Source organism: Pseudomonas sp. TUM22785, assembly GCF_028198105.1.
GTDB lineage: Bacteria > Pseudomonadota > Gammaproteobacteria > Pseudomonadales > Pseudomonadaceae > Metapseudomonas > Metapseudomonas solani.
Genome location: NZ_CP116239.1, coordinates 4,547,019 through 4,567,138, shown reverse-complemented (window position 1 = coordinate 4,567,138; position 20,120 = coordinate 4,547,019). Strand labels below are relative to the sequence as shown.

Annotated in this window: 19 protein-coding genes; 13 read left to right on the top strand and 6 right to left on the bottom strand. The window is 66.4% G+C overall.

Annotated elements, in window-relative coordinates:
• Positions 1-124 precede the first annotated feature (124 nt).
• From sucC to PI990_RS20730, 5 genes are all read left to right on the top strand, one after another.
• Entirely contained in the window at positions 125-1,291 is a 1,167-nt protein-coding gene (sucC, locus tag PI990_RS20750; protein WP_021216853.1) for an ADP-forming succinate--CoA ligase subunit beta, read from the top strand.
• Positions 1,291-2,178: a succinate--CoA ligase subunit alpha gene (gene sucD, locus PI990_RS20745; protein ID WP_021216854.1), complete on the top strand. Its 888-nt coding sequence runs from the start codon at positions 1,291-1,293 to the stop codon at positions 2,176-2,178. The genes sucC and sucD overlap by 1 nt, the downstream gene beginning before the upstream one ends.
• A gap of 278 nt (positions 2,179-2,456) precedes the next feature.
• The gene (brnQ, locus tag PI990_RS20740) at positions 2,457-3,770 is read left to right on the top strand and encodes a branched-chain amino acid transport system II carrier protein (protein ID WP_184490806.1); all 1,314 of its coding nucleotides are present in this window, start codon (positions 2,457-2,459) and stop codon (positions 3,768-3,770) included.
• Between the two features lie 194 nt (positions 3,771-3,964).
• Positions 3,965-4,717, top strand: a complete 753-nt coding sequence (locus tag PI990_RS20735; protein ID WP_184490807.1) for a DUF599 domain-containing protein — start codon at positions 3,965-3,967, stop codon at positions 4,715-4,717.
• Complete coding sequence (locus tag PI990_RS20730; RefSeq protein ID WP_021216857.1) at positions 4,714-5,103, top strand: MAPEG family protein; 390 nt, start codon at positions 4,714-4,716, stop codon at positions 5,101-5,103. The genes PI990_RS20735 and PI990_RS20730 overlap by 4 nt, the downstream gene beginning before the upstream one ends.
• Before the next feature lie 91 nt (positions 5,104-5,194).
• On the opposite strand, the gene PI990_RS20725 is transcribed toward PI990_RS20730, so the two are convergent.
• Both PI990_RS20725 and PI990_RS20720 read right to left on the bottom strand, forming a co-directional pair.
• A complete protein-coding gene (locus tag PI990_RS20725) occupies positions 5,195-5,485 on the bottom strand; it encodes a hypothetical protein (protein WP_021216858.1) in 291 nt (96 codons plus the stop codon).
• Positions 5,486-5,617: 132 nt separating this feature from the next.
• A complete protein-coding gene (locus tag PI990_RS20720; RefSeq protein WP_271658321.1) occupies positions 5,618-5,848 on the bottom strand; it encodes a hypothetical protein in 231 nt (76 codons plus the stop codon).
• A 136-nt stretch (positions 5,849-5,984) separates the two neighbouring features.
• Between PI990_RS20720 and PI990_RS20715 the strand changes: the two genes are divergently transcribed.
• The 4 genes from PI990_RS20715 (at position 5,985) to htpG (ending at position 10,208) form a co-directional block, all read left to right on the top strand.
• On the top strand, positions 5,985-6,440 hold the full coding sequence (locus PI990_RS20715; RefSeq protein WP_021216860.1) for a PaaI family thioesterase: 456 nt from the start codon (positions 5,985-5,987) through the stop codon (positions 6,438-6,440).
• Positions 6,437-6,880: a PaaI family thioesterase gene (locus tag PI990_RS20710; RefSeq protein ID WP_021216861.1), complete on the top strand. Its 444-nt coding sequence runs from the start codon at positions 6,437-6,439 to the stop codon at positions 6,878-6,880. The genes PI990_RS20715 and PI990_RS20710 overlap by 4 nt, the downstream gene beginning before the upstream one ends.
• A 47-nt stretch (positions 6,881-6,927) precedes the next feature.
• A complete protein-coding gene (locus PI990_RS20705) occupies positions 6,928-8,169 on the top strand; it encodes an MFS transporter (RefSeq protein ID WP_271658320.1) in 1,242 nt (413 codons plus the stop codon).
• Positions 8,170-8,303: 134 nt separating this feature from the next.
• A complete protein-coding gene (gene htpG, locus PI990_RS20700) occupies positions 8,304-10,208 on the top strand; it encodes a molecular chaperone HtpG (RefSeq protein ID WP_271658319.1) in 1,905 nt (634 codons plus the stop codon).
• Positions 10,209-10,405: 197 nt separating this feature from the next.
• On the opposite strand, the gene PI990_RS20695 is transcribed toward htpG, so the two are convergent.
• Both PI990_RS20695 and PI990_RS20690 read right to left on the bottom strand, forming a co-directional pair.
• Positions 10,406-10,993, bottom strand: coding sequence for a hypothetical protein (locus PI990_RS20695; RefSeq protein ID WP_271658318.1), 588 nt, complete (start codon positions 10,991-10,993; stop codon positions 10,406-10,408).
• Positions 10,990-11,592 carry a hypothetical protein gene (locus PI990_RS20690; protein ID WP_263403575.1) on the bottom strand — a complete coding sequence of 201 codons (603 nt, stop codon included), beginning with the start codon at positions 11,590-11,592 and terminating at the stop codon, positions 10,990-10,992. Before PI990_RS20690 ends, PI990_RS20695 begins: the two co-directional genes overlap by 4 nt.
• A gap of 264 nt (positions 11,593-11,856) precedes the next feature.
• Here PI990_RS20690 and PI990_RS20685 point away from each other — a divergent pair, with 264 nt between their 5' ends.
• From PI990_RS20685 to PI990_RS20675, 3 genes are all read left to right on the top strand, one after another.
• Positions 11,857-12,582, top strand: coding sequence for a dienelactone hydrolase family protein (locus PI990_RS20685; protein ID WP_271658317.1), 726 nt, complete (start codon positions 11,857-11,859; stop codon positions 12,580-12,582).
• A gap of 153 nt (positions 12,583-12,735) precedes the next feature.
• Entirely contained in the window at positions 12,736-16,422 is a 3,687-nt protein-coding gene (locus tag PI990_RS20680; RefSeq protein ID WP_271658316.1) for a PAS domain S-box protein, read from the top strand.
• Positions 16,423-16,427: 5 nt separating this feature from the next.
• A complete protein-coding gene (locus tag PI990_RS20675; RefSeq protein ID WP_271658315.1) occupies positions 16,428-17,435 on the top strand; it encodes an HD-GYP domain-containing protein in 1,008 nt (335 codons plus the stop codon).
• Positions 17,436-17,499: 64 nt separating this feature from the next.
• On the opposite strand, the gene panB is transcribed toward PI990_RS20675, so the two are convergent.
• On the bottom strand, positions 17,500-18,330 hold the full coding sequence (gene panB, locus PI990_RS20670) for a 3-methyl-2-oxobutanoate hydroxymethyltransferase (protein ID WP_271658314.1): 831 nt from the start codon (positions 18,328-18,330) through the stop codon (positions 17,500-17,502).
• Between the two features lie 85 nt (positions 18,331-18,415).
• Between panB and PI990_RS20665 the strand changes: the two genes are divergently transcribed.
• Positions 18,416-19,216 (top strand): AraC family transcriptional regulator, encoded by an 801-nt coding sequence (locus PI990_RS20665; RefSeq protein WP_271658313.1) that lies wholly within the window; start codon positions 18,416-18,418, stop codon positions 19,214-19,216.
• Here PI990_RS20665 and PI990_RS20660 read toward each other — a convergent pair.
• The gene (locus PI990_RS20660) at positions 19,213-20,076 is read right to left on the bottom strand and encodes a pirin family protein (RefSeq protein WP_021216871.1); all 864 of its coding nucleotides are present in this window, start codon (positions 20,074-20,076) and stop codon (positions 19,213-19,215) included. The two genes, PI990_RS20665 and PI990_RS20660, sit on opposite strands and share 4 nt — an antisense overlap.
• Between the last annotated feature and the right edge of the window lie 44 nt (positions 20,077-20,120).

Here is a 20,120-nt window from a genome sequence, read left to right as displayed (position 1 = left end):
GTCGTGAGTCCCCAGGGGCTCACCGCGGAAAGCCCGCCGGACTGCCTTTAAGCAGTCACAGGTGGCGCGGCACCACGAATGCAGCGCCGAATGGGCAATACCCAAACGAAGACGGTAGACAAGCATGAATCTCCACGAATATCAGGGTAAGCAGCTGTTCGCTGAATACGGCCTGCCCGTATCCAAGGGCTTCGCCGTGGACACCCCGGAAGAAGCCGCAGAAGCCTGCGAAAAAATCGGTGGTAGCGAGTGGGTCGTCAAGGCCCAGGTCCACGCCGGCGGCCGCGGTAAAGCGGGCGGCGTAAAGCTGGTCAAGAGCAAGGACGACGCCAAGGCGTTCGCCGCCAACTGGCTCGGCAAGCGCCTGGTGACCTACCAGACCGACGCCAATGGCCAGCCGGTCACCAAGATCCTGGTTGAGTCCTGCACCGATATCGCCAAGGAACTGTACCTGGGCGCCGTGGTAGACCGTTCCAGCCGCCGTATCGTGTTCATGGCGTCCACCGAAGGTGGCGTGGACATCGAGAAAGTCGCTCACGAGACCCCCGAGAAGATCCTCAAGGCCACCGTTGATCCGCTGGTCGGCGCTCAGCCTTACCAGGGTCGTGAACTGGCCTTCCAACTGGGCCTGCAAGGCGACCAGATCAAGCAGTTCACCCACATCTTCGTGAACCTGGCCAAGCTGTTCCAGGACTACGACCTGGCCCTGCTGGAAGTGAACCCGCTGGTGATCAAGGCCGACGGCAACCTGCACTGCCTGGACGCCAAGATCAACATCGACAGCAACGCCATGTACCGTCAGCCCAAGCTGCGCGCCATGCACGACCCGTCCCAGGACGACGCTCGTGAAGCCCATGCGCAGAAGTGGGAACTGAACTACGTCGCGCTGGAAGGCAACATCGGCTGCATGGTCAACGGCGCTGGCCTGGCCATGGGCACCATGGATATCGTCAACCTGCACGGTGGCAAGCCTGCCAACTTCCTCGACGTCGGCGGCGGTGCTACCAAAGAGCGCGTGACCGAAGCCTTCAAGATCATCCTGTCCGACAGCAACGTCGCTGCCGTTCTGGTGAACATCTTCGGCGGTATCGTTCGTTGCGACATGATTGCCGAAGGCATCATCGGTGCAGTGAAAGAAGTCGGCGTGAAGATCCCGGTGGTCGTCCGCCTGGAAGGCAACAACGCCGAGCTCGGCGCCAAGGTCCTGGCCGAAAGCGGTCTGAACATCATCGCTGCGACCAGCCTGACCGACGCTGCCCAGCAGGTCGTCAAGGCCGCGGAGGGTAAGTAATGAGCGTCCTGATCAATAAAGACACCAAAGTAATCTGCCAGGGCTTCACCGGCTCGCAGGGTACCTTCCACTCCGAACAAGCCATCGCCTACGGCACCAAGATGGTCGGCGGCGTGACCCCCGGCAAGGGCGGCACCACCCACCTCGGCCTGCCGGTGTTCAACACCGTCAAGGAAGCCGTGGAAGCCACCGGCGCTGACGCTTCGGTGATCTACGTTCCGGCTCCGTTCTGCAAGGATTCCATCCTCGAAGCGGCTTTCGGCGGCATCAAGCTGATCGTCTGCATCACCGAAGGCATCCCAACCATCGACATGCTGGAAGCCAAGGTCAAGTGCGACGAGCTGGGCGTACGCCTGATCGGCCCGAACTGCCCGGGCGTGATCACTCCCGGCGAGTGCAAGATCGGCATCATGCCGGGTCACATCCACCTGCCGGGCAAAGTAGGCATCGTGTCGCGCTCCGGCACCCTGACCTATGAAGCCGTGAAGCAGACCACCGACGCCGGCTTCGGCCAGTCCACCTGCGTGGGCATCGGTGGCGACCCGATCCCGGGCTCCAACTTCATCGACATCCTGAAGCTGTTCCAGGAAGACCCGAAGACCGAAGCGATCGTCATGATCGGTGAGATCGGCGGTTCCGCTGAAGAAGAAGCCGCTGCCTTCATCAAGGCCAACGTGACCAAGCCGGTGGTGTCCTACATCGCGGGTGTCACCGCTCCGGCCGGCAAGCGCATGGGCCACGCTGGCGCCATCATCTCCGGCGGCAAGGGCACTGCGGACGAGAAGTTCGCCGCCCTGCAGGACGCGGGTGTGAAGACCGTGCGTTCCCTGGCTGACATCGGCAAGGCCCTGGCCGAGCTGACCGGTTGGGAAGTGAAGAAGGCCTAAGGCTTTCCGAACTGAGCAAAGGCCACCTTCGGGTGGCCTTTGTGTTTGTCCTGCGCCTGTCCTCCAGGCGACAGATAGTTAATTCCAGTCGACAGGCTGATGCATGTCAGTGCCGGTCCGCTGCACAAATCGCTAGTCTTGCACCCCTCAAGCTCGCCAGGCTCCACAAGGGCAGGTAACGGGCACCCATGGTCGATCCCAAAACGGATGGATGACGTTTCCCATACCCCGGGGAAACCCTCTGAAACTATGAAATTCTGCCTGTGGTATTCCCCCCTATGACTCGTTTGAAAGGCTCGGACCTCCTGGCCCTCGGCTTCATGACATTCGCGCTGTTCCTCGGCGCCGGCAACATCATCTTCCCGCCCAGCGCCGGCATGGCCGCAGGCGACAACGTCTGGCGCGCCGCGCTGGGCTTCCTGCTCACCGGTGTCGGCCTGCCGCTGCTCACCGTGGTCGCCCTGGCACGCGTCGGTGGCGGCATGGACCGCCTGACCGCGCCGCTCGGCAAGGCCGCCGGCCTGGCCTTCGCGGTAGCCGTGTACCTGGCCATAGGGCCCCTGTTCGCCACTCCGCGTACTGCCGTGGTCTCCTTCGAGATGGGTGTGGCGCCCTTCACCGGTGAAAGCGGTATCGCTCTGTTCACCTACAGCGCGCTGTATTTCGTAGCTGTGCTGTTCCTGGCCCTCAACCCCGGCAAGCTGGTCGACAGCATCGGCAAGTTCATCACCCCCGTGCTGCTGGCGGCACTCCTGGTACTCGGCGGCGCCGCCCTGAGCATGCCGGCGGGCCCCATCGGCAGCACCTCGCAGGCCTACCAGGCCGCGCCGCTGGTCGAAGGCTTCCTGCAGGGCTACCTGACCATGGACACCCTGGGCGCCCTGGTATTCGGCATCGTCATCGCCACCGCCATCCGCGACCACGGCGTCGAGGACGCAGGCCTGGTCACCCGCTATTCGGTCATCGCCGGCATCATCGCCGCCTCTGGCTTGGCCATTGTCTACCTCGCGCTCTTCTACCTCGGTGCCACCAGCCAGGGCATCGCCGGCGAGGCCCAGAACGGCGTGCAGATCCTCACCGCCTACGTGCAGCACACCTTCGGCACCATCGGCAGCCTGCTGCTGGCCGTGGTCATCACCCTGGCGTGCCTGACCACCGCCGTGGGCCTGCTCACCGCCTGCGGCGAGTTCTTCAGCCGCATCCTGCCGGTCTCCTACCGCACCGTGGTGCTCGGGCTCGCCGCGTTCAGCCTGCTGGTGGCCAACCAGGGGCTGACCCAGCTGATCGCCTTCTCGGTGCCCGTGCTGGTCGGTTTGTACCCCCTGGCTATCGTCCTGGTGGCGCTGAGCCTGTGCGACCGCCTGTGGCTGTCGTCGCGCCGCGTTTTCGTGCCCACCATGCTGGTCGCCCTGCTCTTCGGCCTCATCGATGGCCTGGGCGCCGCCGGCTTCAAGTCGCTGGTGCCGTCCTTCATCGAGCACCTGCCGCTCTCCAGCCAGAGCCTGGCCTGGCTGCTGCCGGTGCTGGTGGTACTGGTACTGGCCGTCATCGTCGACCGTCTGGCCGGCCGTCCCGCCGTCGCGCCGGCCTGAGCCAGCGTACGCTGCATCAGAGGCCGCCTTCGGGCGGCCTTTTTCATGGTCGCCATGGCACCGCGTCCATAGGAAAATGGGTTCGCGGCGCGCAATCGTCGCCATGGGGTGTCTTCCACGGGGCCTGGTGGCGTCTACCTGCCGTTTTCCATTTCCCCGGACCCCAGCCGGCCACGAACCGGCGCAGGACACCCATGACCGACATCTCCGAGCTGATCGACTTCCACGCCCTGTGGAACCTGCTGGCCATCCTCTGGTTCACCCTCTGCTGGGGCGGCTACACGCGCTACGCCACCTGGAAGGGTAGGGACACCCCTTGCCTCGCCTCCGTCATGCACCTGTACCGCGAAGACTGGATGCGCCGCCTGCTGCTGCGCGACAACCGCATCGCCGACGCCAGCGTGATCGGCAACCTCGAGCGCAACGCCTCGTTCTTCGCCTCCAGCACCCTGATCATCCTCGCCGGCGTGCTCACCGTGCTCGGCTCTACCGACCGCGCCGTCTCGATCCTCGCCGACCTGCCCTATGTCGAGCCGGCCAGCCGTGGCATGTCCGAACTCAAGCTGCTGGCCATCGCCGTGGTGTTCGTCTACTCGTTCTTCACCTTCAGCTGGTGCATGCGCCAGTACAACTTCGCCGCCGTGCTGGTGGGCTCGGCGCCGATGATCGGCGAGCGCAACGTCGGCGAGCAGGAGCGCAAGGACTTCGCCACGCGCACCGCGCGGGTCATCTCCCTCGCCGCCAACCAGTTCAACCTGGGCTTGCGCAGCTACTACTTCGGCCTGGCCATGCTCGCCTGGTTCATCAATCCCTGGTTCTTCATGCTGATCACCGCGGGTGTGGTTTTCGTGCTGTACCGACGCGAGTTCCACTCCGCTGTGCTAGAGGTGATGGTGTACACCCCGACGACACAGGCGGTGGAACCGCCGAAGGAGAAAAACGAATGAGTATTCCGTTCTGGTGCGTATTCTTCGCTGCCCTGCTGATCTACATCGCCAAGATTCCCGTGGCCAGGGCCATGAAGGAGGAGGGTGGCGGCTATGACAATCACCACCCCCGGGCTCAGCAATCCCGTCTGACCGGCTTCGGCGGTCGCGCGCTGGGGGCGCACCTCAACAGCCTAGAAATCTTCCCGCTGTTCGCCGCCGGTGTACTGATGGCCCATACCACAGACACCCGTGGCTGGCTGATCGACCTGCTGGCGTTGGTGTTCATTGTCTCCAGGGTGATCTACCTGTTCCTCTACTGGAACGACATCCACCTGCTGCGCAGCCTGGTATGGGTCGTCGGGCTGGTCTGCTGCCTGCTGCTGATGCTCAGCCCGGTGCTTTGATCACGCTGTTCATCGGCCACTGAAGGCACCTCGCAGATACAAGAAGGCCCGCATCATGCGGGCCTTTGCGTTATGGCGATTGCTGCGCGGCTCACTTGCCGTCGATGGCGTCCTTGGCTTCGTCGCCGGCACCTTCCACGGCATCGCCGATATCGTCGGCGGCATCTTCTGCCTTCTCGCCCGCGGTGGGTTCGTGGCCGGTGAGCTGATCGGCCTTCTGCTCGGCCGCCTCGCCACTTTCCTTGGCGGCATCCCCCAGGGACTCCATCGCTTCGGACGCCGACTCCTTGGCCGACTCCATCTTGTCTTCCGGGGTTTTTTCGCAGGCTGCCAGGCCCAGGGTAAAGGCCAGCATCAGGGCATAGGAAAGGGTCTTGCGCACGGTGTTTCTCCTGGTTCGACATGGATCGGGTGAGTGGCTTCACCTCGTGCCGTTTTGGAGCCCAGGCGTTTCGCTTTAGTTCCTCGGTATGCCGCCAGCCCCCGGGTAGCAGGGGCTGGCGGAGAGCGGGGGTTACTGCTGGCCGCTGGGCTGGCCGCCCTGGGGAGCGGGCTCGGGAGCGGTGGTGGGGGCGGCCGGGGTCGGTGCCGGTGCCTGGGTCTGCGGTGCACCGCTGGGGGCCGGCTGGGTGGCGGCGGGCGGGGTTTCGCTCGGCTGCGCAGCCTTGTCGTCGGCCGGCTTGTCGCAGGCGGCGAGGCCCAGGCTGGTGGCGATCAGAAGCGCATAGGCATAGGACTTGTGCATGGGAATTCTCCTAGGTCTTGGTGGTTGCACGACGACCTTTCGAGCCTCCCTGGCCCTCGAAGTTCAGCCGGATCGCCCCAGCGGCGGGCCGCGCGGTATCATGCGCGCCTTCACGCCAACGCCATGGAACCACCGGATGAGCGACAACCCCATTCTCGACAACGCCCAGCGCTTCCTCTCGGTGCTGCGCCATTGCCAGGTGCTCGGCCTGCGGGTACAGAGCGCCGACAGCAAGGGCCTGACCCTGTGCCTGCCCTACAGCGAGCAGATCATCGGCAACCCGGAAACCGGCGTCATCCATGGCGGCGCCATCACCACCCTGATGGACACCACCTGCGGCATCTCCACCGTCTGTGTGCTGCCCGAGTTCGAGATCTGCCCGACCCTCGACCTGCGCATTGACTACATGCACCCGGCCGAACCGAACAAGGACGTCTACGGCTTTGCCGAGTGCTACCGCGTCACGCCGAACGTCATCTTCACCCGTGGCTACGCCTACCAGGACGACCCCGAACAGCCCATCGCCCACGTGGTTGGCGCCTTCATGCGCATGGGCAAGCCCAGCCAGCTGAAGAAGGGAGGTGCGGCATGAAGCTCGACCTCGACGCCCTGGTGCGCGAAGCCCACGACAAGAACGACTACGACTCGCTGGTGTGCCTGATCCCCTACGCCAAGCTGCTGGGCATCGAATGCCTGCGCCTGGGAGAGGACATGGTGTTCCGCCTGCCGGCCAACAAGGACAACATCGGCAACCCGACCCTGCCGGCCATCCATGGCGGCGTCATCGCCGGCTTCATGGAGCATGCCGCGATGCTCCACCTGCTGATGTTCATGGGCATCCCACATTTGCCCAAAATCATCGACTTCTCGATAGATTACCTACGCGCCGGGCACTATCGTGACACCTTCGCCACCTGCCAGGTCTGGCGACAGGGGCGCCGCGTCGCCAACGTCGCCATCACCGCCTGGCAGACCAACCAGACCGAGCCCATCGCCACCGCCCGTGCCCACTTCAAGGTCGACGAACCCTGACCCGTGGCCGGGCACCATGCGCCCGGTCCTGCATCAAGGAATCCTGGATGGATGCACTACTGATCCTCGGCGGGCTGTTGCTGATCCTCGCCGGTCTCGTCTGGCTGGTCATGCTCGCCTTCGGTACCAGCCTGCTGTGGGGAATCGGCAGCCTGCTGCCGCCAATCACCCTCGGCTATATCGCCGCGCACTGGCGCACCGCGCGCAAGGCGGTGATGCTCGTTGCCCTCGGCTTCATCCCGCTGATCGTCGGGCTGACCCTGCTGGCCTACAGCGACCCCGAGCGCCTGCACGCCATCGTCAACCTCGAGTGGCTCAAGGGCGAGCGCCGGGAGCCCAGCGAGCTGGCCATCCACCTGCGTGGCGAACTCAACGGCCAGCCGTTCCAGCCGCAACAGGCGGAACTCATCGACGGCGTGTTGAGCCTGCGTGAAGGCCAGGACTTCTTTGCCCGGCGCGAGGTGAGCATCCGCCTGGCGCAGCAACCCGAAGGCGAGCTGCGCCTGGACGTGCTGCCCGAAGACCCCGGCAGCAAGCCGGAAGTGGAAATCAGCTGGCTGCTGCCGGAGCAGGAACTGCCCGAAGCGCGGCGCCTGGCCAAGGGCTATACCCTGCACCTGGACCTCAAGCGCCAGGGACCGAACGTGCTCGCCGGCGCCTTCCACCTGGTGCTGCCGCCGCAGTTCAAGACTACCCTCAGCGGCGAGGTCGAACTGTTCACCGATCGCCTGCGCTACCAGGACGGCCAGGTCGACCTGCGCCACGATTCCGTGGACACCCTGCAGCATGTCGCCCGTGACTACCTGCAGCGCCGTTTCGCCACCCGCAACGTCGAACTTGCGCGGCTGCCCGCCGTGAGCCTGCCGGCGCGGGAACTGGAGCTGGAAGTGGATGCGCGCATCGATGGCAGCGCCCAGCACCTGCCGTTGCAATTCACCCGCAGCGACCTGCGCGGCTGGGCCATCAAGGGCGACCACTTCCCACCGCTGCCCAGCGTGCAGGCCAAGGCCGAAACCGCCGACGCCGAGCCCGCACCCGCCGAACGCCCCTCGCGCCCAGCCGATCGCCGCCTGCGCTTCTCCCTGGAGCGCCTGTTGAACAACCCCAACCACTACCAGAACCTCACCATGCGCGTGCAGACCCAGCGCGGCAGCCTGGCGGAGGGGCGCTTCAACGGCATCAACGCCGATGGCCAGATCATCATCCGCCGCAACATCTCCGGGCAGGGCGAGGCCAGCTTCGTGCTGCGCCCTGAAGAAATCGCCCGCATCGAACTGCTCGAGCCCTGAGCCAACCTGTCACGACCGCCTGCCCAGGCGGTCGTCGGCCGTCTCCGTGCAAGCCCTTGAAATTGAACAGCTAGCCCCCATCTGGGTGACATCCGCCGCAGTCGCGGCCTAATCATCCGTGGAGTTAGATGACCATGAGTGTGGAGACTCAAAAAGAAACCCTGGGCTTCCAGACCGAAGTGAAGCAACTGCTTCACCTGATGATCCATTCCCTGTACTCGAACAAGGAAATCTTCCTGCGCGAGCTGATCTCCAACGCCTCCGACGCCGCCGACAAGCTGCGTTTCGAAGCGCTGGCCAAGCCCGAGCTGCTCGAAGGCGGCGCCGAGCTGAAGATCCGCGTGAGCTTCGACAAGGACGCCAAGACCGTCACCCTCGAAGACAACGGCATCGGCATGAGCCGCGATGAAGTCATCGCCCACCTCGGCACCATCGCCAAGTCCGGTACCGCCGATTTCCTCAAGAACCTCTCCGGCGACCAGAAGAAGGACTCGCACCTCATCGGTCAGTTTGGCGTGGGCTTCTACTCCGCCTTCATCGTCGCCGACAAGGTCGATGTCTACAGCCGCCGTGCCGGCCTCGCCGCCAGCGAAGGCGTGCACTGGTCGTCGAAAGGCGAGGGCGAGTTCGACATCGCCAGCGTCGAGAAGGCCGAGCGCGGCACCCGCATCGTCCTGCACCTGAAGAGCGGCGAAGAAGAGTTCGCCGATGGCTGGCGCCTGCGCAACGTCATCAAGAAATACTCCGACCACATCGCCCTGCCCATCGAGCTGCCGAAGGAACATTACGGCGAAGAGAAGGACAAGCCGGCCGAGCCGGAGTGGGAAACCGTCAACCGCGCCAGCGCCCTGTGGACCCGTCCGCGCACCGAGGTGAAGGACGAGGAATACCAGGAGTTCTACAAGCACGTCGCCCATGACTTCGAAAACCCGCTGTCCTGGAGCCACAACAAGGTCGAAGGCAAGCTGGAATACACCTCGCTGCTGTACGTCCCGGCCCGTGCGCCGTTCGACCTGTACCAGCGTGAAGCGCCGCGAGGCCTCAAGCTCTACGTGCAGCGCGTGTTCATCATGGACCAGGCCGAGCAGTTCCTGCCGCTGTACCTGCGCTTCATCAAGGGCGTGGTCGACTCCAACGACCTGTCGCTGAACGTCTCCCGCGAAATCCTCCAGACCGGCCCGGTGGTCGATTCCATGAAGTCCGCGCTGACCAAGCGCGTGCTGGACATGCTGGAGAAGCTGGCCAAGAACGAACCCGAGCAATACAAGGGCTTCTGGAAGAACTTCGGCCAGGTCCTCAAGGAAGGCCCGGCGGAAGACTTCGCCAACAAGGAGAAGATCGCCGGCCTGCTGCGCTTCGCCTCCACCAGCGACGAAAGCGGCGAGCAGAGCGTCTCCCTGGCCGACTACATCGGCCGCATGAAGGAAGGCCAGGACAAGGTCTACTTCCTCACCGGCGAATCCTACGCCCAGGTGAAGAACAGCCCGCACCTGGAAGTCTTCCGCAAGAAAGGCATCGAAGTGCTGCTGCTCACCGACCGCATCGACGAGTGGCTGATGAGCTACCTCACCGAGTTCGACGGCAAGCACTTCGCCGACGTGGCACGCGGTGACCTCGACCTCGGCAAGCTGGACTCGGAAGAGGACAAGAAGGCCCAGGAAGAAGTCGCCAAGGCCAAGGAAGGGCTGGTCGAGCGCCTCAAGACCGCCCTCGGCGAGGAAGTCTCGGAAGTGCGCGTCTCGCACCGCCTGACCGACTCCCCGGCGATCCTCGCCATCGGCGAACAGGACCTCGGCCTGCAGATGCGCCAGATCCTCGAAGCCAGCGGCCAGAAAGTCCCGGATTCCAAGCCGATCTTCGAGTTCAACCCGGCCCACCCGCTGATCGAGAAACTCGATGGCGAGCAGGACGAAGACCGCTTCGGCGAGCTCTCGCACATCCTCTTCGACCAGGCTGCCCTGGCCGCTGGCGACAGCCTCAAAGACCCGGCCGCCTATGTGCGCCGCCTCAACAAGCTGCTGGTGGAACTCTCCGCCTAAGGCTTGCAAGGCTCAAGAACAAGGCCCGCATCAGCGGGCCTTTTTCATGGGCGCAGAGTGACGGTGTTCTTCGTAGGGTGGGTAGAGCGCAGCGAAACCCACCATTGCAAAGCCCCATGCTCACCTATTCGCCGGCACATCACCCCAAACGAAAAAAGGCCCGCAAGTGCGGGCCTTCTTCATGGCATGGCGGGCGTTCAGAACACGCCGTTCTTGCTGGCGTCGAGGATGGTCGCCTTGTTGTTGTCGTAGTGGATCTGGTTGATCTTGCTGAAGGGGTTGGCGACCACGACGCCGGGGAACAGCAGGATCTGCATCCAGGTGCGCACGCTGTCCTGCTTGGTCACCTCGGCCAGCACCTTGCCGTCGCGGTTGCGGTAGGTGGTCTGGGTGATCACGCGATCTTCGGCGGTGGACGGTATCACCATCAGGGTCAGGCCACTGATGAAGGCCAGCGCCATGCTGCCATGGCCGTCGTTGGTCACCTTCACTTCGGCGGTGATGTCGGCGTCGCCGAAGCCTTCATTGACCGAGGAGAACAGGTTGGATTCCTTGTACGCCTTGCCGGTGATGTCGGACCAGGCCTTCACGGTGGCCGGCGGCACGGCGCCGTCTTCGTCGTTCATCTTGACCTTGCCTTCCACCACGTAGCGCAGCGAGGGCTTCTGTTCCTTGGCTTGCGGCCAGGTGCCGAGGTCAGCGGTTTCGCCCGAGCGGAAGCCGGCGCAGCCGGTGAGCAGGGCCAGGCCCAGGAAGAGGGTGGTGATACGCAGGAACTGGGTCATTTTGTTTGTTTTCCAAGATCGGATTGGTATTGGTCGAGCAGGTCGGCAACGGCGCTCTGGCGCTCGGGGCTGCCGTTCACCGGGCCCATGGAATAAAGCGAGATGCTGCGCTCGCCGTATTGGCGGGTCTGGTAGCTGTGCAGCAGCTTGCCCTGGGCATCGCTCACCTGGAGGCGGCCACTGACGTTGGATTCGTCGATGTGGGAGGTACCGCCGAACCAGATGTAGCCGGTGAGGGTGACGAGGGCGAAGGGGAAGTAACCGCCATAGGGGCGACGGTGGACGTTGTAGGTGTCGAAGCTGAACGACAGCACCTGGTCATCGGCCGCGAGGGTCTGACCGGGCATGCGCACGTTGCTGAAGCGGTTGCTGGCCTTCAGGTAGTTGCCCAGGCTCAGGGTCATGCCGCTGGACTGGGTCTGCCCGGCATTCCATTTGACGAAGGTCTTGTCGGTCACTTCGACCGGAGCCAGGGCGACGCTCTGCTGGGCAGGGCTGGCGGCTTTGTCGGGGGCGGGGAAGTCGGTGCCCTGGGGCACGGTCACGCAGCCACCCAGCAGGGACAGGGAAAGAAGGACAGCGGCGAAAGGCCCCTTCATATCACGCTCCTTGTGAGAAGAATTTGGTTGGAAATCATCGGTGCCGGAAAACCGGCGGCGGGATGATGCCGTTCTGATGGCGCAATCGCAAGTCGCCGTTCCGTTCTTGCCCCCGAAACGCGATCGGTCCCGCAGTTCCCGGGCCGAGCAATCGTCAGCCAATCCGTGCGTTCGCCGCCAAGCACGGCTAAGCTCCTGCGCTTGGGCCAGAAGCCCCAGGCCAGAGCGGACGGCCGATCCCATCCACGGTAAACGAGGTGATCCATGAGTCAGATCCGCGCCCACGCCATCAGTTATGAAGTCGACGGCCAGGTCTTCGAGGGGCAACTGGTCTATGACCCCAATGTCGAAGACCCGCGGCCGGCCCTGCTGATGGCGCCCAACTGGTTCGGCATCACCGACAGCGCCATCGACACCGCGCGCCAGGTGGCCGAGGAGAGGAGGGTGGTGCTGGTGGTCGACCTCTACGGTGCCGGGGTGCGGCCTGCCGATGCCAACGAAGCGGGGGCCGCGATGGCGCCGCTCAAGGCAGACCGCCAACTGCTGCGCCGGCGCATGGTCGCCGCGCTGCAGGCCCTGCGCGAACAGCACGCGGTGAATATCGACCCGGCCCGCCAGGCCGCCTTCGGCTTCTGCTTCGGTGGCACCTGTGCCCTGGAGCTGGCCCGCGCCGGCGCGGACCTCAAGGCCTTCGTCTCCTTCCACGGCGCGCTGGATACGCCCGACCCCGCCGACGCCAAGCGCATCAAGGGCGCGGTGCTGGTGCTCGACGGCGCCTCCGACCCGCTGGTGCCCCGTGAGCAGCTGCCGGCCTTCGCCGCCGAGATGAGTGCCGCCGGGGTGGACTGGCAACTGCTCAGCTACGGTGGCGCCGTGCATTCATTTACCGACCCCGAGGCCAAGCGCCCCGGCGTGGCCGAGTACAACCCCAGGGTGGCTCGGCGCGCGTTCGCCGCCATGGATGCGCTGCTGGACGAAGCCTTCACCTGACCGATCGGACAGGAGGTTTTGCAATCGCCCATGGATGATGGCATTTTGCCGTTTCTCGATGGGCTTCCTGAATCGGCGCCAGCATTGACTGCCGCGCCGGGACAGTGTTGATTCAATTCCACGCCCTTCGCCCTGCCGCGAGACCCGGATTCGATGCTCGATCTGTCCCTGTTCTTCTTCGACGCCGGCCAGCCCACCCTGCTGGTCTTCGGCGAGCACAATCCCTGGATGGTGCTGCTGTCGGTCCTCATCGCCATCTTCACCTCGGCCATGGCGCTGCAACTGGCGGGTGTCGCCCGCCTCAGCAGCAGCCGGCTCTACCGCCAGGTGGCCATCGCCACGGGCGCCATCGCCCTGGGCGGCGGTGTCTGGGCCATGCACTTCATCGGCATGCTGGCCTTCCAGCTGTGCGCCGCGGTGAGCTACGACCCGGCCGTTACCGTGCTCTCGGCGCTGCCCAGCTTCTTCGCCTCCTGGGTGGCGCTCAACCTCCTGGCGCGCAGCCAGGTTAGCGCTGCCCAGTTCATCGGTGGCGGCGTGCTGGTGGGCGCCGGCATCGGCGCCATGCACTACAGCGGCATGGCCGGCATGCAGATGGCACCGCTGCTGCGCTACGACCCCTGGATGTTCGGCCTGTCGATACTGGTGGCCGTGGTCCTGGCCATCATCGCCCTCTGGGTACGCTTCGGCCTGCGTCGCTGGGTGCAGGGATGGGTGGCGATCCTCCTCAGCGGCGTGGTCATGGGGCTGGCCATCGCCGGCATGCACTACACCGGCATGGCGGCCGCCCGCTTCGTCGGTGTCGAGGAGTTCGCCGTGCCTCAGGGCGTGCGGGGCAGCTTCTACCTGGCGCTCGCGGTGGCTATGGCCACCATCTCCCTCAGCGTGTTCGTCGCCGCCGCCAACGGCCTGCTGCGCTACCGCCACCTGTTCCGCGAGCTGGAGGCCGGGCGCAATCACCTCAGCTCGCTGCTCGACGCCGCCTTCGAAGCCATCTTCACCATCGACCACCAGGGCATGGTGCGCTCGGTCAACCACGCGGTGTTCGAGTTGTTCGGCTGGCAGCCCGAGGAGCTGATCGGGCAGCACATGAGCCTGCTGCTGCCACCGGAGTACGCCCGTGAATTCGGCGATGCCCTGGAGCAGTACATGCGCACCGGCGAGCCCCGGCTGTCCGGCTCCGAGCTGGAGCTGATGGGCCTCGCCCGTGACGGCCGCGAGATACCGGTGCGCCTCAGCCTCGGCGTCACCCACCGGGACGGCAAGCCCTGGTTCGTGGTCTTCGTCGCCGACATCGGCGAGCGCAAGGCCATGGAGGCCGCCCTGCGCGACAGCGAGCAGCAGTACCGCTCGCTGATCCGCAACATCCCGGGCGTGTCGTTCCGCTGCCTGCTCAATGACGACTGGACCACGCTGTTCATCAGCGATGCGGTCAAGCGCCTCACCGGCTGGCCGGCGGAAGAGTTCATCAACGGTCGCTCCTTCACTGCCCTGTACCACCCCGACGACCTGGAGCGGGTGATCGACGAGGTGTACGCCGCCGTCGCCAAGGGGCGCAGCTATGTGATCGAGTACCGCCTGTTCGACCGCGACGGCCGCGAGCACTGGGTCTGGGAAAGCGGCAGCGCCGAATACGACCAGAGCGGCGAGCCGCGCTGGATCGACGGCGTATTGTTGGACCAGACCGAAACCAAGCTGCGCAATGCCGAGTACGAGGGCAAGGTCACCGCCATCAGCAAGGCCATGGCGATGATCGAGTTCGACCTCCAGGGGCGCGTGCTGGAGGCCAACGAGAACTTCCTCGACCTGTTCGGCTACGGCCGCGAAGAGCTGATCGGCCAGTACCACGCCCTGTTCTGTGACGAGGCGCTGGTGCACAGCGAGCGCTACCGCAGCTTCTGGGCCGACCTGCGCCAGGGCGTGTTCCGTTCCGGCGAGTACCGGCGCATCGGCAAGGACGGCCGCGACGTCTGGATCCAGGCTACCTACAACCCCATCCTCGATGCCGACGGCAGGCCTTTCAAGGTGGTCAAACTGGCCACCGACCTGACGCCCCGGCGCCTCATGGAGCAGGACCTGCGCAACGCCCGCGACCGCGCCGAGCAGGCTGCCGCCGCGCGCAGCAGCTTCCTGGCCAACATGAGCCACGAAATCCGCACGCCGATGAACGCCATCATCGGCTTCTCCGAGCTGCTCCTGGACACGCCCCTGAGCGAAAGCCAGCGCCGCCACCTGCGCACCGTGCAGCACTCCTCGCGCTCGCTGCTGGGGCTGCTCAACGACATCCTCGACACCGCCAAGCTGGACCGCGGCGCCATCGAGCTGGAGCACCTGGACTTTTCCCTGCGCGAACTCTGCGAGCAGGTCTGCGCGGCCCAGCGCCTGGGCGCCGAGAAGAAGGGCCTGGCCCTGCACCTGGAATACGCCGCGCACCTGGGCGACTTCTTCAAGGGCGACCCGCTGCGCCTGCAGCAGGTGATCACCAACCTGCTGGGCAACGCCGTGAAGTTTACCGAGCGCGGCGAGGTGCGTCTGGTGGTGGACGGCGCGCCCGGTGCGCTGCGCGTGGCCATCCACGACACCGGCATCGGCATCGCCGAGGACCGCCTGGAAAAGATCTTCGACCCCTTCGCCCAGGCCGACGCCTCCATGAGCCGGCGTTTCGGCGGCACCGGCCTCGGCACCACCATCTCCCGCCAGTTGGTGGAATTGATGGGCGGGCACATCCGCGTGCAGAGCCGGGAAGGCGAGGGCAGCGTATTCACCGTCGAGCTGCCCCTCAGCCGGGGCACCCATGTGCGCCAGAGCGAGCGTTCGGCGGTGCCGGTGCTCGCGCGCCTGCGCATCCTCGCCGCCGACGACGTGGCGCAGAACCTGGAATTGCTTGAACTCAACCTGCAGCGCCTTGGCCACGAGGTGCACAGTGTCAACGATGGGCGGGCCGCCGTGGACGCCTACGCTGCGCAGCCCTTCGACCTGGTGCTGATGGACGTGCAGATGCCCGGCATGGACGGGTTGGAAGCCACGCACCTGATCCGCGAATTCGAGCAGCGCGAACAGCGCCCGGCCGTTCCCATCATCGCCCTGACCGCCAGCGTGCTCGACCGCGATCGGCAGAACGCCCTGGACGCCGGCATGAACGGCTTCGCCAGCAAGCCCCTGGACGTGCCCGAACTGGTGGCTGAAATGGCGCGCCTGCTGGAGGGCCGCCAGCTTGCGACGGCCCTCGACACCGCACCCATGGAGCGTGAGGCCGCCGCGCTGTTCGACTGGAACCGCGGCAAGGAACTCTGGGGTGGCCCGGTGCAGATGGCCGCCGCCATCGGCCGCTTCCTCAGCGAGCAGGACGACCTGCTCAGCCAACTGCGCAGCGCCCTGGAACGCCACGCCCTGGACGATGTCGCCGCCATGGCCCACCGCCTGCGCGGTGCCGCCGCCAACCTCGGCCTCAGCCAGATGGCCGGGTGCGCCGGCGACTTGGAGCGCGGCGGCCTGGCCGGCAAGCTGGCAGACCTGGAGCCGCTGCTGCACGCCCTGGAGCGGGTGCTCGACACGGTGCGCGAAGCACTACCATTGTTCCCTACCGACAGCGAGACGAGCGCAGGCGCCGGTGCCGAGCTGTACCGCGCCGGGCTGCTGCAGGCCGGCCAGGCGCTGGCCCAGGAGCTGGCCCGTGGCGGCCTCGACGACGCGGCGCTGGAGGTGCTGCAGCGTGGCCTCGAAGGCCGGCCCGGCCATGCGCGGCTGCAGGACCTGCAGCGCGCACTGGATGATTTCGATTTCGACCAGGCCCTTGAGCACCTGCATGGCCTGCTGGGCTGGCTCGAGACAGGAGAGTGACCTGCATGACCGCTACAACCGCCGATTCCCGGCTCTGCCTGCTGCTGGTGGACGACGAGCCCACCAACCTCCAGGTGCTGCGCCACATCCTCCAGGACGACTACCGCCTGCTCTTCGCCAAGGACGGGGCCAAGGCCCTGGAACTGGCCCAGCGCGAGGCGCCGGACCTGGTGCTGCTGGACGTGATGATGCCGGGCATGACCGGCCACGAAGTCTGCGCGCGGCTCAAGGCCGACGAAGCCACCACCTCCATCCCGGTGATCTTCGTCACCGCCCTGGCCGATGTCGAAGACGAAGCGCGCGGCTTCGAAGTGGGCGCGGTGGACTACATCACCAAGCCGGTGAGCCCGCCCATCGTCCGTGCGCGGGTGCGCACCCACCTGTCCCTGGTGCGCCTCGACGAACTCAAGCAGACGCGCCTGCAGATCGTCCAGCGCCTCGGCCTGGCCGCCGAATACAAGGACAACGAGACCGGCCTGCACGTCATCCGCATGAGCCACTACGCGCGCATCCTCGCCCGCGCCCTGGGCTGGAGCGAAGCCGCCTGCGAAGACCTGCTCAACGCCGCACCCATGCACGACGTCGGCAAGATCGGCATCCCCGACGCGGTGCTGCTCAAGCCCGGCAAGCTGGACAACGACGAATGGGTGGTGATGCGCGAGCACGTGCGCATCGGCGCCGAGATCATCGGCGAGCACCCCAGCGGCCTACTGCGCATGGCCCGCAGCATCGCCCTGACCCACCACGAGAAGTGGGACGGCAGCGGCTACCCCAATGGCATCAAGGGCGAGGCCATCCCGGTGGAGGGCCGCATCGTCGCCATCGCCGACGTCTTCGACGCCCTCACCAGCGAGCGCCCCTACAAGAAGGCCTGGTCGGTGGAGGACGCCATCGCCTTCCTCCGCGAGCAGAGCGGCCGCCACTTCGATCCGAGCCTGGTGGAGCTGTTCATCAACCAGATGCCGGCGGTGCTGGAGGTGAAGGAACGCTGGGCCGAAGGGCGGGTGGCGTAGCCGCCGCCGGCAGGCAGTCGCGTAGGGTGGGCCGGGCAGCGCTCCGCTTCGACCCACCGCCGCTTCACCCCGAAACAGCCTTCACGCCAAAGCAATGCCCCAGCTCCGGGAAGCGCCCCGCGCGCACGTCCCCTGCATAGACAGCCAACGCTTGCTCGATGCTGGGCGCCAGCTCGGCATAGCGTTTGACGAAGCGCGGCTGGTAATCGCCGAACAGGCCCAGCAGGTCTTCGGTCACCAGCACCTGGCCGTCGCAGGCGGGGGATGCGCCGATGCCGATGGTGGGGATCTCCAGCTCCTCGCTCAACTGCCGCGCCAGGGGCTCGGCGGTGCCCTCGATGACCACGGCGAAGGCGCCGGCCGCCTGCATTGCCAACGCATCGCGGCGCACCCGTTCGGCACTGGCCGCATCGCGCCCCTGGGCCTTGAAGCCGCCCATGGCGTTGACCTGTTGCGGCATCAGCCCGATGTGGGCCAGCACCGGCACGCCCCGGTTCACCAGGAACGCCACGGTGGCGGCCATCTCCTCGCCGCCTTCGAGCTTCACCGCTGCCGCGCCGGTTTCCCGTAGCAACCGCGCGGCGTTGAGGAAGGCCTGCTCGGGGCTGGCCTGGTAGCTGCCGAAGGGCAGGTCCACCGCCACGCAGGCGCGGCTGGAGCCGCGCATCACCGCCTGGCCGTGGGCGATCATCATCTCCAGGGTCACGCCCAGGGTGCTGGGCATGCCGTAGAGCACCATGCCGACGGAGTCGCCGACGATGATCAGGTCCGCGTGGGCATCCACCCAGCGCGCCATGGGCGTGCTGTAGGCGGTCAGCGACACCAGGCTGCCGGCGCCCTTGCGCTGGCGGATGGCCGGGACCGTAAGGCGGGCGATGGGGGCATGGGTGCTCATGGGGGACTCCTGGGCAGTGCACGGATTGGCGTGGCGCAGGCTACCATCGGCGTTTTCCCGCTCACTTGAGCAAAAGGGACAGTCGATGCCGCAAGCGAGACAAGTGCCGCCCGCCATTCCCCCGATCCCGGAGTACCCGCGCCTGCCGCGCCCGGTGTACCTGCGCATGTTCGACATCCCCGCCGGCCACCCCATCGAGATGCACAGCCACGACTGGGTGCAGTTCACCTACGCCCGCGCCGGGGTCATGCAGGTGCTCACCGAGGGGCACAGCTACCTGCTGCCGCCGCAGTGCGCGCTGTGGATTCCCGCCGGGGTGCGCCACACCGCCTACAGCGAACGGGCCATCGAATTCCGCAGCCTGTACCTGGACGCCTCGGTGCTGGACGGCTACCAGCGCGACTGCGCCGTGCTGCAGGTGACGCCGTTGCTGCGCGAGCTGATGGAGCGTGCCTCGGGCTTCCCCCGCGACTACCCGGAGCAGGGCGCCGAGGCCCGGCTGCTGCGGGTGCTGGTGGACGAAGTGCGCAACCTGGAGGCGGCGCCCTTCAGCCTGCCGCTGCCCCGGGATGCGCGGCTGCGGCGGATCACCGATGCGCTGCGCGCCGACCCGGCGGACGACCGGGGCATCGAGGCGTGGGCCGGGCAGGTGGGGGCGTCACGGCGAACCCTGGTGCGGTTGTTCCAGGCCGAGACGCAGCTGTCGTTCCGCGAGTGGCGGCAGCGCCTGCGCTTGCTGGCGGCGCTGCCCCTGCTGGCCGACGGCATGAGCGTCACCACCCTGGCCAGCGAGCTCGGCTATGACTCCACCTCGGCCTTCATCGCTCTGTTCCAGCGCCACTACGGCTGCACGCCGGGCGCCTACGGCAATCGCCTGCGCGGCTAGCGCGGCAGTTCGATGCGGCTGGTCTCGCCCGGCACCTGCGGCCAGTCGGCGGCGGCCCAGCGGGCGCGTGCCGCGTCGATGCGCTGCGGGTCGCTGGACACGAAGTTCCAGTTCATCCGCCGGGGGCCGTCCAGCGGCGCGCCGCCGATGATCACCAGGTGCGCGCTGCCACAGGCGGCGAGGCTGTATTCCACGCCTTCGGGCAGCACGGTGAGGGTGTTGATGGCCAGGGGCTGGTCGTCCAGCAGCACCTCGCCCTCCAGCAAATAGACAGCACGCTGTGGGTGTTCGGTGGGCACCAGCAGGGTGGTGCCGGCCTCCATCTGCACGTCGGCGTAGAGGGTGGGGGAGAGCACCGGCACCGGCGACTCCAGGCAGAAGCCGGTGCCGGCGATGAGGCGGATGCGCACGCCCAGGGCGTCCTGTTGCGGCAGGCTGGCGGCGGGATGGTGGCTGTAGCTGGGCGCGCGTTCCTCTTCCTCGCGGGGTAGCGCCAGCCACACCTGCAGGCCATGGATGCGCGAGCCGCTGGCCACGCGTTCCGCCGGGGTGCGTTCGACGTGGGCGACGCCGGCGCCGGCAGTCATCCAGCTCACATCGCCGGGTTGCACGCGCTGGTCGGAGCCGAGGCTGTCCTTGTGCTGCAACTCGCCCTCGAACAGGTAGGTGAGGGTGGACAGGCCGATGTGCGGGTGCTGGCGCACGTCCATGCCCTGGCCGGCCGGGTAGGCGCTGGCGAGCATGTGGTCGAAGAACACGAAGGGGCCGACGCTGCGGCACTGGGCCGACGGCAGGGGGCGGAGGATGGGCAGCCCGGCGACTTCTTCGGCACGGGGGCGGAGGGTGAGGATGTCGTTCATGCTGGGCTTCCGGCGCGGTGGAGGCGCAAGCATAACGCGTCCAC